Source organism: Streptomyces sp. NPDC059009 (assembly GCF_042740175.1).
GTDB lineage: Bacteria > Actinomycetota > Actinomycetes > Streptomycetales > Streptomycetaceae > Streptomyces.
On the sequence record NZ_JBHYJB010000005.1, the window covers coordinates 40,939 to 55,324 of the forward strand.

15 protein-coding genes are annotated in these 14,386 nt (G+C 71.9%); 11 read left to right on the forward strand and 4 right to left on the reverse strand.

Translation table 11 applies throughout. From position 1 onward, the window contains the following. The first annotated feature begins 153 nt into the window (after positions 1 to 153). Together ACFWYM_RS06610 and ACFWYM_RS06615 are read left to right on the forward strand one after the other, a co-directional pair. Positions 154 to 1,233, forward strand: coding sequence for an alpha/beta hydrolase (locus ACFWYM_RS06610; RefSeq protein ID WP_384830952.1), 1,080 nt, complete (start codon positions 154 to 156; stop codon positions 1,231 to 1,233). Between the two features lie 17 nt (positions 1,234 to 1,250). Further along, a complete protein-coding gene (locus ACFWYM_RS06615; RefSeq protein ID WP_384830955.1) occupies positions 1,251 to 2,537 on the forward strand; it encodes an acyltransferase in 1,287 nt (428 codons plus the stop codon). A 47-nt stretch (positions 2,538 to 2,584) separates the two neighbouring features. Here the strand turns inward: ACFWYM_RS06615 and ACFWYM_RS06620 are convergent, their stop codons facing one another. Together ACFWYM_RS06620 and ACFWYM_RS06625 are read right to left on the reverse strand one after the other, a co-directional pair. Beyond that, positions 2,585 to 3,625, reverse strand: coding sequence for an aldo/keto reductase (locus tag ACFWYM_RS06620; protein ID WP_384830958.1), 1,041 nt, complete (start codon positions 3,623 to 3,625; stop codon positions 2,585 to 2,587). 6 nt (positions 3,626 to 3,631) lie between these two features. Further along, the gene (locus ACFWYM_RS06625; protein ID WP_384830961.1) at positions 3,632 to 4,120 is read right to left on the reverse strand and encodes a MerR family transcriptional regulator; all 489 of its coding nucleotides are present in this window, start codon (positions 4,118 to 4,120) and stop codon (positions 3,632 to 3,634) included. A gap of 94 nt (positions 4,121 to 4,214) precedes the next feature. Between ACFWYM_RS06625 and ACFWYM_RS06630 the strand changes: the two genes are divergently transcribed. Both ACFWYM_RS06630 and ACFWYM_RS06635 read left to right on the forward strand, forming a co-directional pair. Next, positions 4,215 to 4,709: a GNAT family N-acetyltransferase gene (locus ACFWYM_RS06630; RefSeq protein ID WP_384830964.1), complete on the forward strand. Its 495-nt coding sequence runs from the start codon at positions 4,215 to 4,217 to the stop codon at positions 4,707 to 4,709. Between the two features lie 17 nt (positions 4,710 to 4,726). Continuing rightward, positions 4,727 to 5,548, forward strand: a complete 822-nt coding sequence (locus ACFWYM_RS06635) for a serine hydrolase domain-containing protein (protein ID WP_384830967.1) — start codon at positions 4,727 to 4,729, stop codon at positions 5,546 to 5,548. A 52-nt stretch (positions 5,549 to 5,600) separates the two neighbouring features. On the opposite strand, the gene ACFWYM_RS06640 is transcribed toward ACFWYM_RS06635, so the two are convergent. Then, positions 5,601 to 6,275: a pirin family protein gene (locus tag ACFWYM_RS06640; protein WP_384830970.1), complete on the reverse strand. Its 675-nt coding sequence runs from the start codon at positions 6,273 to 6,275 to the stop codon at positions 5,601 to 5,603. Positions 6,276 to 6,334: 59 nt separating this feature from the next. Between ACFWYM_RS06640 and ACFWYM_RS06645 the strand changes: the two genes are divergently transcribed. The 5 genes from ACFWYM_RS06645 to fabF all read left to right on the forward strand — a co-directional run bounded on the left by ACFWYM_RS06645 (position 6,335) and on the right by fabF (position 11,318). Then, positions 6,335 to 7,564 (forward strand): PucR family transcriptional regulator, encoded by a 1,230-nt coding sequence (locus ACFWYM_RS06645; protein ID WP_384830973.1) that lies wholly within the window; start codon positions 6,335 to 6,337, stop codon positions 7,562 to 7,564. 89 nt (positions 7,565 to 7,653) lie between these two features. Further along, the gene (locus ACFWYM_RS06650; protein WP_384830976.1) at positions 7,654 to 8,619 is read left to right on the forward strand and encodes an ACP S-malonyltransferase; all 966 of its coding nucleotides are present in this window, start codon (positions 7,654 to 7,656) and stop codon (positions 8,617 to 8,619) included. A gap of 15 nt (positions 8,620 to 8,634) precedes the next feature. Beyond that, positions 8,635 to 9,636, forward strand: coding sequence for a ketoacyl-ACP synthase III (locus tag ACFWYM_RS06655; protein WP_384830979.1), 1,002 nt, complete (start codon positions 8,635 to 8,637; stop codon positions 9,634 to 9,636). 73 nt (positions 9,637 to 9,709) lie between these two features. Next, positions 9,710 to 9,958 (forward strand): acyl carrier protein, encoded by a 249-nt coding sequence (locus ACFWYM_RS06660; protein ID WP_055531551.1) that lies wholly within the window; start codon positions 9,710 to 9,712, stop codon positions 9,956 to 9,958. Between the two features lie 97 nt (positions 9,959 to 10,055). Then, a complete protein-coding gene (gene fabF, locus ACFWYM_RS06665) occupies positions 10,056 to 11,318 on the forward strand; it encodes a beta-ketoacyl-ACP synthase II (protein ID WP_384830983.1) in 1,263 nt (420 codons plus the stop codon). A gap of 61 nt (positions 11,319 to 11,379) precedes the next feature. Here fabF and ACFWYM_RS06670 read toward each other — a convergent pair whose 3' ends face one another. Then, on the reverse strand, positions 11,380 to 11,874 hold the full coding sequence (locus tag ACFWYM_RS06670; protein WP_384830986.1) for a DUF3145 domain-containing protein: 495 nt from the start codon (positions 11,872 to 11,874) through the stop codon (positions 11,380 to 11,382). A gap of 314 nt (positions 11,875 to 12,188) precedes the next feature. On the opposite strand from ACFWYM_RS06670, the gene ACFWYM_RS06675 reads away from it, so the two are divergent. Then, positions 12,189 to 13,097, forward strand: coding sequence for an SGNH/GDSL hydrolase family protein (locus ACFWYM_RS06675; RefSeq protein WP_384830989.1), 909 nt, complete (start codon positions 12,189 to 12,191; stop codon positions 13,095 to 13,097). A gap of 35 nt (positions 13,098 to 13,132) precedes the next feature. Beyond that, entirely contained in the window at positions 13,133 to 14,128 is a 996-nt protein-coding gene (locus ACFWYM_RS06680; RefSeq protein ID WP_384830992.1) for an aldose epimerase family protein, read from the forward strand. The last annotated feature ends 258 nt before the right edge of the window (positions 14,129 to 14,386 follow it).

Genomic DNA, 14,386 nt, shown 5'->3' on the forward strand with positions numbered 1-14,386 from the left:
CAGCGGGGAGGGAGACGGGCCATGCGCCGTCAGACCAGGAATGCCAAGACCGTACGAGCACCGCGGACTTCGCGGACGTCACGCCCGTCACGGACCTCGTGGAGGGGCCGAGGCAGGCGGACACTGGTCGCGGCGGCGCTCACGACGACGATCGTGGCGGGCACGGCGGGCTGGACCGTCGGCAGTGAGCAAGAGCCGCTGACGGGCCCGCCGCCGGGTACGAGTTCCTGGCGCGCGGACCATGCACTGGGCCGTGAGCTGCCGGATCCGGAGACGGCCACCCCGGACCGGGTCGCCCGGTTCTTCGACGCGTTGAGCCCCGCACAGCGACGTTCCCTGATGCGGCGGCACCCCTCGGTCGTCGGAAACCTGGACGGCGTCCCGACAGCCCTCAGATATGAGGCCAACTCCCTCGCGCTCAAGAAGGAGCGCGCGCGTGAGCAGGCCCGGGCGACCGACCCCGGGCTGACCCTCCAGGACCACGAGCACGCCCGCGCCCAGGTGGAGCGCTACGAGGAGCTGCTGCGCCCCGGGCGCCGGATACTCGCCTTCGACCCGCGCGGCCGGGGCCAAGTGGCCGAGGTGTACGGGGACTTGGAGCGCGCCGAGCATGTGTCCGTCGTCGTTCCCGGCTCGGACATCGACCTGGACTCCTTCGACCGGACGAAGGATGTGTACGGCACCCCCGCCGGCATGGCCCGCACCCTGCACGCGCAGGCGGGCGACCGCACGGCCGTGGTGGCGTGGGTGGGCTACACCACCCCGGTCGGCCTGGGCCCGGACGCGGCGACAGGGCGGCTCGCGGAGGCGGGTGCCCCACGGCTCGCCCGCTTCGTCCAGGGCCTGACCGCGTCCGGCGCGCCCCGGCCCGCCGTGTTCTGCCACAGCTACGGCTCGGTGGTGTGCGGCCTGGCCGCGCCGCGGCTGCCCGCCGCCGACCTGGTGGTGCTCGGCTCCCCCGGCATGCGCGCGGACAGCGTGGCCGCACTGCACACGACGGCCCGTGTCTGGGCTGCCCGGGACGACAGCGACTGGATCGCCAAGGTGCCGAACGTCGAGCTGTTCGGGCTCGGCCACGGCGAGGACCCGACGGACCCGGCCTTCGGCGCCCGCCGTGTGCCCGCCGAGGACGCCCAAGGTCACACCGGCTACTTCGCCCCCGGCACCGACTCGCTGCGGGCCTTCACCGACATCGCCACGGGAGACGGCTCCTCCGTCCCCGTGGGCCCCTGACCCACCGGAGACCTTCGATGAACGCCACCGTCGAGCACGACACCGGAGCCGACGCCCACACCAAGCCAGGCCCCAGGGGCAAGACCGGCCCCAGGGGCGCCCTGCGCACGGCAGCCGCGGCCATCGATGCGAAGACGCCCGCGCACCGCGACCGGGCCATGGACGGGCTCCGGGCGCTCGCCCTCCTCGCCGTGCCGATCGGGCACTGGATGCTCGGCGGCTTCACTCGGGACCCGGGCGGCGCCCTGCACAACACGAGTCCGCTCGCCTCGTTCGGCTTCTTCGCGCCCCTGAGCTGGGTGCTGCAGATGCTGGGGATCTTCTTCCTCGTCGGCGGGTACGCCTCCACGCTGTCGTACCGCAGGGCGACGGCGCGTGGTGAGTCCACGGGCCGCTGGCTGCGCGGGCGACTCGTCCGCCTGGGCCGTCCGGTGCTCGGTGTGACGGCGGTGTGGGCGGCGCTGCTGCCGGTGCTCCACACCCTGGGGGTGCCGGGCACGACGCTGCGGACCGCCTCGACGCTGGTGATACAACCCCTGTGGTTCGTGGGCGTGTACACGGTGATCACCGCGCTCACGCCCTGGTGCATCCGTGCGGCCCGGAGATTCGGGGGCTGGGCCGCCGCGCCCCTGCTGGGCTCGGTCGCTGTGGTCGACTTCCTGCGGTACGGCCCGTTCGCCGCCGCCATGCCCTCGTGGCTCAGCTTTCTGAATCTCCTGCCGGGCTGGCTGTTCGCCTACCAACTGGGCGTCGGCTGGGGCGAGAAGAGGCTCGGCAGGCGCGGCGCCTGGCTGCTGCTCGTCGGGGGCACGGCGCTGTTCGCGGCGCTGCTGTTCGTCTTCCACTACCCGGCGTCGATGGTCGGCGTCCCGGGCGAGGTCCGGACGAACTCGCATCCGCCGTCGCTCCTCGTCCTCGCCCTCGCGGCGGCGCAGAGCGGGGCGGCGATCCTGCTGCGCGACCGGATCGGCCGGCTGTTGCGCAGGCCCCTGCTGTGGGCGCCGGTGGTCGTCATCAACCTGTCGGCGATGACGATCCTCTGCTGGCATCAGACGGCGCTGCTGGCCGCGGCCGTGCCGGGGGCGGTGTTCGGCGCGGTGCCGGGCCTGACCAGCGGCCCGGACACCCTCGGCTGGATACTCGCGCGGCTGCTCTGGCTCCCGGTCTTCGCGGGGCTGCTGGTCCTGATAGGGCGGTACGCGCGCGGCTTCGAGGGTCCTTGGAAGCGTGCGACGCACGCGCGGCGGGCGCTCGCCGGGCTGCTCGCCGCCGGGTTCGCGGTCTTCGCGCTGGGGCTTGCGTGACCAGCGTGTTCCGCGAGCCCGGCGGGCGGTGGCCCCCGTCCGCTGTGCTACTCGCGTCCGGCCGAGGTGAACGTCATGTCGGCGTAGCGGTCGCCCGCGACCTGGGCGGCGATGGGGGCGAGCGCCGAGAGCTCGGCGTCGGTGAGTCGGATGCGTGTGGCCGCGGTGTTCTCCTCGACGCGGGTGCGCTTGCGGGTGCCGGGGATCGGGATGACCGGGAGGTGGTGGAGGGCGGCCTGCTGCTGCACCCAGGCGAGGGCGATCTGGCCGAGGCTCGCCCCGTGCGCCTCGGCGACGGTGCGGACGGGTTCCAGGAGAGCCACGTTGGCGAGGGCGTTGTCGCCGGTGAAGCGGGGCTGCTGGCGGCGGAAGTCGTCCTGGCCGAGCTCCTTGTCGGCGCTGACGAACGAGCCCGTCAGGAAGCCACGGCCGAGCGGCGAGTACGGGACGAGGGCGACACCCAGTTCGGCCGCGGCCGGTACGACGCCCCGCTCGATGTCGCGGCTGAAGAGCGACCACTCCGACTGGAGGGCGGCGATGGGGTGCACGGCGTGGGCGGCCCGCAGTTCGGGGCCGGTGACCTCGCTCAGGCCGAGGTGCTTGACCTTGCCCGCGGCGACGAGTTCGGCCATGACGCCGACCGTCTCCTCGATCGGCACCTTCGGGTCGCGGCGGTGCATGTAGTAGAGGTCGATGGCCTCGACGCCCAGGCGGCGCAGGCTGGCGTCGACGCAGGCGCGGATGTAGTCCGGGTCGTTCCTGATGATGCGCTTCGTCGGGTCGTCCGGGTCGATGGCGAGGGCGAACTTGGTGGCGAGGACGACCTCGTCGCGGTGGGCCTTGAGGAAGGGGGCGAGGAACTTCTCGTTCTCACCGGCCGCGTAGGCGTCGGCGGTGTCGTAGAAGGTGACGCCCAGTTCCAGGGCGCGCTCCAGGGTGGCGCGGGCCTCGTCGGCGTCCGTGGGGCCGTAGGCGAAGCTCATGCCCATGCAGCCGAGTCCCTGGACGCCGACTTCGGGGCCGCCCGTGCCGAGGCGTGCCGTGGGGATCGGGGCCGTCGCGTCCGTGGTGTTCCGCTCAGCGGTCATCGGTGGTCAGTGCCTCTCGGGCGCCTGCTCGGCGCCGGCGCAGGTGTTGATCTTGTAGTCGAGCACGGCGAGCGCGTCCTGGAGTTCGGCGATCCGCGCGCGGACGTGGTGCCGGGTCTCCTCGAGGAGGCTGTGCCGTTCGGCGAAGTTGTCCTCGCCTTCGCGGACCAGCTCGGCGTAGCGGACCATGCCCGCCACCGGCATGCCGGTCAGCCGGAGCTTGCCGACGAAGGTGAGCCAGTCGAGGTCGCGGTTGCGGTAGCGGCGCTGGCCCGTGTGCGAGCGGTCGATGTGGGGCATGAGCCCGATCCGCTCGTACCAGCGCAGGGTGTGCGCGGTCAGACCGGTGAAGGCGACCACTTCGCTGATCGTGTAGTGGTCCTGCCCGTCCGGGCGCGGGTGCGGGTGGGACGCCGCGGCGCAGACGTCGACCGCGGTCGGCGTGGCCGGTGCCGTGGTGGGCGTGGCTGCTGCGAGGCTCTCCGTCACCGTCATGACCGTCACGCTAGAGCCTTGGAGTGCACTCCAAGCAAGAGGGTCCGGGGAAATCGGGAGGACGTCTCACGGCCCGGTCACTACGGTGCCGACCATGAGCCACTCATGCGACACCGCCCCGGTTCCCGTCCGGCGGGCCACGCCCGAAGACGCCGAGGAGGTGCTCAGGCTGCGCCAGGTGATGATCGACTCGGTCTTCGCCGCGGACGGCTCCACGGACTGGCACGCCGAGTCGCTGACCACGGTGCGGCGCCGACTGGCCGACGCGGACGGGGAGTTCGTGGCGTTCGTGATCGACCACCCGCGGCGGCCGGGCACCCTCGCGGCGCTGGTCGCGGGGACCGTCGAGTACCGCATCGGGCGCGCGGGCAATCCGCACGGCAAGCTCGGGCACGTGTTCAGTGTGGCGACCGACCCCGATCAGCGGCGGCACGGATACGCACGGGCCTGCATGGAGGCGCTGCTCGACTGGTTTCGCGAGCAGGGGGTGCCCAGCATCGACCTGAACGCGTCGGCCGAGGCGGAGCCGCTCTACGCCTCGCTCGGCTTCGTCCGCAAGCCCGACCCCTCGATGCGGCTGAACTTCTAAGGCTTAGGCTCGGGGGCATGCAGAGCCTGGCGTTGATCGAGAACTGGCCGGTACCGACCGCGGCCGCCGCCGTCGTCCGCGCGGACGGGACCGTCGTCGGCAGCCGTGGACCCACGGGACAGCGGTTCGCGCTCGCCTCGGTGACCAAGCCGATCGCGGCGTATGCGGCGCTCGTGGCGTACGAGGAGGGTGCGATCGAGCTGGACGAGCCGGCCGGTCCCGAGGGGTCGACGGTCCGTCATCTGCTGGCGCACACCAGTGGGCTCGCCTTCGACGAGCACCGGGTGATGTCGGAGCCGGGCACGCGGCGGCTGTACTCGAACGCCGGGTTCGAGGTGCTCGGGGATCACATCGCCAAGGCGACGGACATCTCGTTCGCGGAGTATCTGCGCCAGGCGGTGCTCGAGCCCCTGGGGATGTCCTCGACCTCGCTGGAGGGCGGTGCCTCGCCCGCCAAGGACGGGGTGTCGAGCGTCGACGACCTGGTGCGGTTCGCGGCTGAGGTGCAGGCGCCCCGGCTGCTCGACCCGCGGACCGTGGCCGAGGCGATGTCGGTGGTGTACCCCGGCCTCAAGGGCGTGCTGCCGGGGTACGGGCACCAGAATCCGAACGACTGGGGGCTCGGCTTCGAGATCCGGGACTCCAAGTCGCCGCACTGGACGGGGAGTTCCTCGTCGCCGCGGACGTTCGGGCACTTCGGGCAGGCCGGGACGTTCCTGTGGATCGACCCGGACGCGGGGGCCGCGTGTGTGGCGCTGACGGACCGGGCGTTCGGGCCGTGGGCGGCCGAGGTGTGGCCGACGTTCACCGACGCGGTGCTCGCCGAGCTGCGGGGCTGAGCCGGGCCCGCCCAGGGCCGCCCTCGGCGTCGCACCCCGTCCCCCGTCGGCGTCAGCCCGTCATCTCCCACAGCAGCAGCTCCGCCGGGCCGTCGCCCGTCGCCACCGCCGCGAGGCCCTCGGCGTCGGTGATGCGGGCCGAGTCGCCGGGCTCAAGCAGGTCGCCGTCGAGCGAGGTGCCGAGCGCCACCGCGCCCCGCACCACGTGCGCATAGACAAAAGGGGCGTCGGGAAGCGCGGTGCGCTCGCCCGGGGCGAGGCGGCGGGGGTGCAGCAGGGCGCCCGCGGCCGGGACGGCGTACGGGGTGGAGTCGGCGATGCCGCGGACGATCTCGTAGTGCGGGTCGCCGCCGGGCGCGAGGGGGGAGAGCCACATCTGGACGAAGGCCAACGGGCGGTCGCCGTCGTTGCGTTCGACGTGGCGGACGCCGCCGCCCGCGCTCAGCCGCTGCACGTCGCCGGGGCCGACCACCGACTCGTGCCCCTGTGAGTCGCGGTGCGTCAGCTCACCCTCGACGACCCAGGTCACGATCTCGGTGTGGCTGTGCGGGTGCTCGTCGAAGCCTGCGCCGGGGGCGAGCCGCTCCTCGTTGCAGGCCAGGATCGCGCCGAAGCGGAGGTTGTCGGGGTCGTAGTACGGCCCGAAGGAGAAGGCGTGGAGGGACTCGATTCCGGCCGCCGTCTCGCCGCCGCGGTACCGGTCGCCGGAGCGACGTACTTCAATCACGCACCCCACGGTAGACCCGGCCCCGCACAGCACCGTCCGGATAAGGCAGTCTTGTCCCCGTGCCCGAACCCTCTGCGAACGAAGCCCACCAGGAGTCCACCCCGGACGGACCGGCAGCCCACCGCTCCGCCCACCCGCACGCCGCGACCCTGAAGCGCCTCGAGAAGTCGTCCGGCAGTCTCGCGGCGCAGGCCATCGCGCGCATGGACGAGACCCTGTCCTGGTACCGGGCCATGCCCCCGGAGAACCGCTCCTGGATCGGCCTGGTCGCGCAGGCCGGTATCGCCGCCTTCACCGAGTGGTTCCGGCACCCGGACGCCCCCCAGGCGATCTCCACCGACGTCTTCGGCACCGCGCCCCGCGAGCTGACCAGGGCGATCACGCTGCGCCAGACCGTGGAGATGGTGCGTACGACGATCGAGGTCATGGAGTCCGCGATCGACGAGGTCGCGGCACCCGGTGACGAATCGGTGCTGCGCGAGGCGCTGCTCGTCTACGCCCGTGAGATCGCCTTCGCCACCGCGCAGGTGTACGCGCAGGCCGCCGAGGCCCGCGGCGCCTGGGACGCCCGGCTCGAGTCCCTGGTCGTCAACGCCGTGCTGTCCGGCGAGGCCGACGAGGGCGCCGTGTCCCGGGCCGCCGCACTCGGCTGGAACTCACCGGAGCATGTGTGCGTCGTGCTCGGCACCGCCCCGGACGGCGACAGCGAGCTGACCGTGGAGGCCATCCGCCGGGCCGCCCGGCACGCCAAGCTGCAGGTCCTGACGGGGGTGCTCGGCGACCGGCTCGTCGTCATCGCGGGCGGCAACGACAACCCGCTGCACGTCGCGAAGTCCCTGATCGGCCCGTATGCGGCCGGGCCCGTGGTGGCCGGGCCCATCGTTCCCGACCTGCTCGCCGCCACCCGGTCCGCGCAGGCCGCGGCCGCCGGGCTCAAGGCGTGCGCGGCCTGGCAGGACGCCCCGCGCCCGGTGCTCGCGGACGATCTCCTGCCGGAGCGCGCGATCGCCGGGGATCCCTCCGCCAGGGAACAGTTGGTGGAGGAGATCTACAGACCGTTGGAGGAGGCGGGCTCCGCGCTCCTGGAGACGCTCAGCGTGTATCTGGAACAGGCGAGCAGCCTCGAAGGGGCGGCCCGGATGCTCTTTGTGCATCCCAATACCGTGCGCTACCGGCTTCGACGTGTGACTGACGTCACCGGATGGTCGCCATCCGATGTGCGCTCCGCGTTCACGCTGCGGATCGCGCTGATCCTGGGACGTCTGGCCGACGGGGATCCCCAGCCGTAGCATTTTGTCGGGGACCTACAATTCCCTCAGCCGTTCTTCGTCCCTGTCCCCACGGGCGGGTCCCACCGCCCACAAGAGAGAGTGTGAGAGTGCTCGTACTCGTCGCTCCCGGCCAAGGCGCTCAGACGCCCGGCTTCCTGACCCCCTGGCTCGACCTCCCCGGCGCCGCCGACCGCCTCGCCGCGTGGTCCGACGCCATCGGTCTCGACCTCGCCCACTACGGCACGCAGGCCGACGCGGACGCCATCCGTGACACCGCCGTGGCCCAGCCCCTGCTGGTCGCCGCCGGTCTGCTCTCCGCCGGGGCACTCAGTGACACCCTCGCCGAGCACGCCCCGGGCGCCGTCGCCGGGCACAGCGTCGGCGAGATCACGGCCGCCGCGTGGGCGGGCGTGCTCACGGACGACGCGGCCCTGGGACTCGTACGCAAGCGCGGCCTGGCCATGGCCGAGGCCGCCGCCGTCACGCAGACCGGCATGGCCGCGCTGCTCGGCGGCGACCCGGACGTCACCGTCCCGCACCTGGAGAAGCTCGGCCTGACCCCCGCGAATGTGAACGGTGCGGGCCAGATCGTCGCCGCCGGCACCGCCGAGCAGCTCGCCGCGCTGGTCGAGGACAAGCCCGAGGGCGTCCGCAAGGTCGTGCCGCTCAAGGTGGCGGGCGCGTTCCACACGCACCACATGGCCCCGGCCGTGGCGACCCTGGAGGCTGCGGCCAAGGAGCTCGCCCCCGCGGACCCGAAGCTGACCTACGTCTCGAACCGTGACGGCCGCGCCGTCGCGAGCGGCGCCGAGGTCGTCTCCCGCCTGGTCGGCCAGGTCGCCAGCCCGGTCCGCTGGGACCTGTGCATGGAGACCTTCCAGGAGATGGGCGTCACGGCGCTCATCGAGGTGTGCCCCGGCGGCACCCTGACCGGTCTCGCCAAGCGGGCCCTCAAGGGCGTCAAGACCCTCGCACTCAAGACCCCCGACGACCTCGACGCCGCCCGCGCGCTCATCGCCGAGACCGCCGAGGCATCCGACGACGCATCCGCCGCCACCGCGGCGGGAGCCTGACAAGGAGCCGGAAGCATGGCGAAGATCAAGCCCAGCCAGGGCGCCCCGTACGCCCGGATCATGGGCGTCGGCGGCTACCGGCCGACCCGGGTCGTGCCGAACGAGGTGATCCTCGAGACGATCGACTCGTCCGACGAGTGGATCCGCTCCCGCTCCGGCATCGAGACCCGCCACTGGGCCTCGGACGAGGAGACCGTCGCGGCGATGTCCGTCGAGGCGTCCGGCAAGGCGATCGCGGACGCGGGCATCACGCCCGAGCAGATCGGCGCCGTGATCGTCTCGACCGTCTCGCACTTCAAGCAGACCCCGGCGATCGCCACCGAGATCGCGGACAAGATCGGTGCGGGCAAGCCCGCCGCCTTCGACATCTCCGCCGGCTGCGCGGGCTTCGGCTACGGCCTCACCCTCGCCAAGGGCATGGTCGTCGAGGGCTCCGCCGAGTACGTCCTGGTGATCGGCGTCGAGCGGCTCTCGGACCTCACGGACCTGCACGACCGGGCGACGGCCTTCCTGTTCGGTGACGGCGCGGGCGCCGTCGTCGTCGGCCCCGCCAAGGAGCCGCGGATCGGCCCGACCGTCTGGGGCTCGGAGGGCGACAAGTCCGAGACGATCAAGCAGACCGAGTCCTGGGAGGCGTACCGCAAGGGCCACCCCGACAAGTTCCCTGCCATTACGCAGGAGGGCCAGGCGGTGTTCCGCTGGGCCGTGTTCGAGATGGCGAAGGTCGCCCAGCATGCGCTGGACGCGGCCGGAATCACCGCGGACGACCTGGATGTCTTCATCCCGCACCAGGCCAACGAGCGGATCATCGACTCGATGGTGAAGACTCTGAAACTGCCGGAACACGTCACGGTCGCCCGCGACGTGCGCACCACCGGTAACACCTCGGCCGCCTCGATCCCGCTCGCCATGGAGCGGCTCCTGGCGACCGGCGAGGCGAGGAGCGGCGACACAGCGCTGGTCATCGGCTTCGGGGCGGGTCTCGTGTACGCCGCCACGGTCGTTACCCTCCCCTAGGCATCAGTTCGGATCACCCGATCCGGACGGAAGCCATCACAACCCTCTCGATACATACCGAAGGAGCGCCAACATGGCCGCCACTCAGGAAGAGATCGTCGCCGGTCTCGCCGAGATCGTGAACGAGATCGCCGGGATCCCCGTTGAGGACGTCCAGCTGGACAAGTCCTTCACCGACGACCTGGACGTCGACTCGCTGTCCATGGTCGAGGTCGTCGTCGCCGCCGAAGAGCGCTTCGACGTCAAGATCCCCGACGACGACGTCAAGAACCTCAAGACGGTCGGCGACGCCACGAAGTACATCCTCGAGCACCAGGCCTGAGCCACTTTCCCGTAAGGGAACGCCGGCCGAGCCAGCCGCCACCCGGCGGTGGCGCCGCCTCATTCGCACGCTCTCTAACCGTGGAGAAAGAATTCCAGTGAACTCGACCAATCACACTGTGGTCGTCACCGGTATCGGCGCAACCACACCGCTGGGTGGCGACGCAGCCTCGACCTGGGAGGGCCTGATCGCCGGCCGCTCCGGCATCAGCCTCCTCGAGCAGGAGTGGGCCACCGACCTGCCGGTGCGCATCGCCGGCCAGATCGCCGTCGAGCCGACGGAGACCATTCCGCGTCCGCAGGCCCGCAAGCTGGACCGCTCGGCCCAGTTCGCGCTCGTCGCCGCCTACGAGGCGTGGAAGGACGCGGGCTTCGAGGGCAAGGCGGGCGAGGAGACGGCCGTCGACCCCGACCGCCTCGGCGCGGTCATCGCCTCCGGCATCGGCGGTGTGACGACCCTCCTCGACCAGTACGACGTGCTCAAGGAGAAGGGCGTCCGCCGCGTCTCCCCGCACACCGTGCCGATGCTCATGCCCAACTCCCCCGCCGCCAACGTCGGCATCGAGCTGAACGCCCGCGCCGGTGTGCACACGCCGGTCTCGGCGTGCGCGTCGGGCGCGGAGGCCATCGGCTACGCGATCGAGATGATCCGCACGGGCCGTGCGGACGTCGTGGTCGCGGGCGGCACGGAGGCGGCCATCCACCCGCTGCCGATCGTCGCGTTCGGCAACATGATGGCGATGTCCAAGAACAACGACGACCCGCAGGGCGCCTCGCGTCCCTACGACGTCGACCGCAACGGCTTCGTCCTGGGCGAGGGCGCGGGCGTGATCGTCCTGGAGTCCGAGGAGCACGCCAAGGCCCGCGGCGCCAAGATCTACGCGGAGGCCATCGGCCAGGGCATCTCGGCCGACGCCCACCACATCACGCAGCCCGAGCCGACCGGCACCGGCATCGCGGCGGCCGTGCAGCACCTCCTGGACAACACGGGCCTCAAGCCCGCCGAGATCGTGCACGCCAACGCGCACGCGACCTCGACCCCGCAGGGCGACATCGGTGAGATCCGCGCGCTGCGCAAGGTCCTCGGCGACGACCTCGACCACATCGCGATCTCCGCGACGAAGTCGATGACCGGTCACCTCCTGGGCGGCGCGGGCGGCATCGAGACCGTCGCCACGGTCCTCGCCCTGAAGAACCGCATCGCTCCGCCGACGATCAACATCGACAACCTCGACCCCGAGGCCGACGCCGACATCGTCCGTGGCGAGGCACGAGCCCTGCCGGAGGGCACCATTGCGGCTCTGAATGACTCCTTCGGCTTCGGCGGGCACAACGTGGTGCTCGCCTTCCGGAGCGTCTGACGCCCCACCAGTACGTACGCGAAAGGGCCCCCACCAGCTGGTGGGGGCCCTTTCGCGGGTGTCACACCACCTGGTGCAGCCACCGCACCGGCGCGCCCTCTCCCGCGTACCGGAAGGGCTCCAGTTCGTCGTCCCAGGGCTTGCCGAGGAGCTTGGCGAGCTCGGCCTCCAGGACGCTCTCGCCCTGCTGGGCGCGGGTGAGCGCGGCGCGGAGGCGGTCCTCGGGGATCAGGATGTCGCCGTGGATGCCGGTGACGGCGTGGAAGATGCCGAGTTCGGGCGTGGCGCTGTAGCGCTCGCCCTCGGCGGTGGCGCAGGGCTCGGCCGTGACCTCGAAGCGCAGCAGGTGCCAGCCGCGCAGCGCGGAGGCGAGCTTGGAGGCCGTGCCCACCGAGCCCTGCCAGGAGAACTCGGATCTCCAGGTGCCCGGCGCCGCGGGCTGCCGGATCCAGTCAAGGCTGACGCGCGCGCCGAGTACGCCCGCGACTGCCCATTCGACGTGCGGGCACAGCGCGCGGGGCGCGGAGTGCACGTACAGAACTCCACGTGTCGTCACCGGGACCTCCAGTGTGGGTCGAGGTTCGCCTTCCCCAGCGGCCTCGCGCCCGTGCCGAGCAATTGTTCCCAGATACTAGATAAACACTAGAAAAAAGGGACAGATGTGACGTGATGTAATTTAGCGGAACCAGGTAAGCGGGGTGCCACTGGGTGGCGAGGCTACCGTGCGGCGGGACAAGGAGTGTGACGTACCGTCGGTCCGATGGCCCGGAATCGCCCAGGTTTCACTCGCAGGGACCGCATGGCCACGGGGTGTACGACACCATGGCCGTGCGGCGATGTCGAGGTTGTCGACAGAGGGGACGGTAGGGGATGCGGAACCTGCGGTACCGCGTGCGCGGCGTCATCACCACCGTGACGGCTGCTCTGCTCGGCGCCGGGGCGCTCACCGCGTGTGACGCCACCGGCGACAACTCCCCCGGCCCTCAAGGTTCCTCGGCCCACCGGCCGTCCCCCAAACCCACCCCGACGTGGGACACGAGCCCGCGCTCCGTCGCCGCCGTCGGCGACTCCATCACGCGCGGCTTCGACGCCTGCTCGGTGCTCTCCGACTGCCCCGAGGTGTCCTGGGCCACCGGCTCGGACGCCGGGGTGAAGAGCCTCGCCGTACGGCTGCTCGGCAAGGACCGCGCGGCGAAGCACAGTTGGAACTACGCGCGCACCGGCGCCCGCATGTCGGATCTGACCGGGCAGGTCGAACAGGCCGCCGCCAAGCGGCCCGAGCTGCTCACGGTGATGGCGGGCGCCAATGACGCCTGCCGGTCCTCCGCCGACCAGATGACCTCCGTCTCCGAGTTCCGCGCCGACTTCGAGGACGCGCTGCGGGCGCTGCGCCGCGAGCTGCCCAGGACGCAGGTGTACGTGGCGTCGGTGCCGGACCTGAAGCGGCTCTGGTCGCAGGGGCGCGCCAACCCGCTGGGCAAGCAGGTGTGGAAGCTGGGCATCTGCTCCTCGATGCTGGCCGACGCGGACGCGATGGACGCCGGGGCGACACAGCGCAGGGCGTCCGTGCAGGACCGGGTGGTCGCGTACAACAAGGTCCTCAAGGACGTCTGCGCCAAGGACAAGCGCTGCCGTTACGACGGCGGGGCGGTCTTCGACTACCGCTTCGACGGCGATCAGTTGAGCCACTGGGACTGGTTCCACCCCAGCAAGGACGGCCAGTCGCGGCTCGCGGCGCTCGCGTATCGGGGGATCACCTCGAAGGAGCCCCTCGCCTAGGGTGCCCGGGTTGTTCCTCGCATAGGGTCGCGATCATGCGCAGTGAACTCTTCGGCACGCTTCCCGACGGCACGCCCGTGCACCGCTGGACGCTGGAGCGGGGCGGGACGCGGGTGCGGGTCCTCACGTACGGCGGGATCGTGCAGTCCGTCGAGGTCCCGGACGGGCGGGGGCAGGTCGCGGGGATCGCCCTGGGGTTCGCGGAGCTCGGCGGGTATCTGGAGCACCCGGGGCCCTACTTCGGGGCGCTGGTGGGGCGGTACGCGAACCGGATCGCGGGCGGGGTCTTCTCGCTCGACGGGGGGACGTACCGGCTCGCGCAGAACAACGGGCCCAACTCGCTGCACGGGGGCGAGTGCGGGTTCGACAAGCGGGTGTGGGAGGCGGAGCCGGAAGGGTCCGAGTCCGAGGGGGTGCGGCTTTCCCGGGTCAGTCCCGACGGGGAGGAGGGCTTCCCCGGGCGGCTCACCGTCTCGGCCACCTATCGGCTCGGGGAGGACGGGGCGTTCTCCATCGCGTACGAGGCGCGGACGGACGCGCCGACCGTGGTGAGCCTCACCAACCACACGTACTGGAATCTCGCGGGGGCGGGGACGGGGGGTGCGCGGGGGCATGTGCTGCGCATCGCGGCGGGGCGGTACACGCCGCTGGACTCGGTGCAGATCCCCACCGGGGAGTTCGCGGAGGTGGCGGGGACGCGGTGTGACTTCCGGGAGGAGCGGGTGGTGGGGGCCGGGTACGACCACAACTTCGTGCTCGACAAGGGGGTCACGGAGGGGGCGGAGGCGGTGGCTGAGCTCTGTGACCCCTCGTCGGGGCGGGTGTTGAGTGTTGCCACCACAGAGCCGGGGCTGCAGCTTTATACGGCGGATCACTTCGGGGCGGAGCTGCCGTTCGCTCCGGGGGACGGGATTGCGCTGGAGACCCAGCGGTTTCCCGACTCCCCCAACCAGGGCGGGTTCCCCAGTGCGGTGCTGCGGCCTGGGGGTGTGTTCGCTTCGGAGACCGTGTATCGGTTCTCGGTGCGGTGAGGTGGGTGGGGGTGGGGTTTGCCTCCGGCGGTTCTTTCCCCGATCCCGCCCCTTCCCGAATGCCGCCGCTCCGCGGCCCTGGGGCGCCCTCTTCTGGGGCTTCGCCCCTTGCCCCCAGTCGGCGCTTCGCGCCTCGTCCTCACACGCCGGACGGGCTGGGGGAAAGGGGCAGCGCTTCGCGCCTCGTCCTCACACACCGGACGGGCTGAGTCGCCGCACGCGCCCCGAGGCCGGTGTCAGGTGCCGGGGCCCGGGGCG

Bases quoted from the DNA above. Each gene is read 5' to 3' on its own strand.
- ACFWYM_RS06615 (WP_384830955.1), top strand. From the start codon at position 1,251: ATGAACGCCACCGTCGAGCACGACACCGGAGCCGACGCCCACACCAAG.
- ACFWYM_RS06620 (WP_384830958.1), bottom strand. From the start codon at position 3,625: ATGACCGCTGAGCGGAACACCACGGACGCGACGGCCCCGATCCCCACG.
- ACFWYM_RS06625 (WP_384830961.1), bottom strand. From the start codon at position 4,120: ATGACGGTGACGGAGAGCCTCGCAGCAGCCACGCCCACCACGGCACCG.
- ACFWYM_RS06630 (WP_384830964.1), top strand. From the start codon at position 4,215: ATGAGCCACTCATGCGACACCGCCCCGGTTCCCGTCCGGCGGGCCACG.
- ACFWYM_RS06635 (WP_384830967.1), top strand. From the start codon at position 4,727: ATGCAGAGCCTGGCGTTGATCGAGAACTGGCCGGTACCGACCGCGGCC.
- ACFWYM_RS06655 (WP_384830979.1), top strand. From the start codon at position 8,635: ATGGCGAAGATCAAGCCCAGCCAGGGCGCCCCGTACGCCCGGATCATG.
- ACFWYM_RS06660 (WP_055531551.1), top strand. From the start codon at position 9,710: ATGGCCGCCACTCAGGAAGAGATCGTCGCCGGTCTCGCCGAGATCGTG.
- ACFWYM_RS06675 (WP_384830989.1), top strand. From the start codon at position 12,189: ATGCGGAACCTGCGGTACCGCGTGCGCGGCGTCATCACCACCGTGACG.
- ACFWYM_RS06680 (WP_384830992.1), top strand. From the start codon at position 13,133: ATGCGCAGTGAACTCTTCGGCACGCTTCCCGACGGCACGCCCGTGCAC.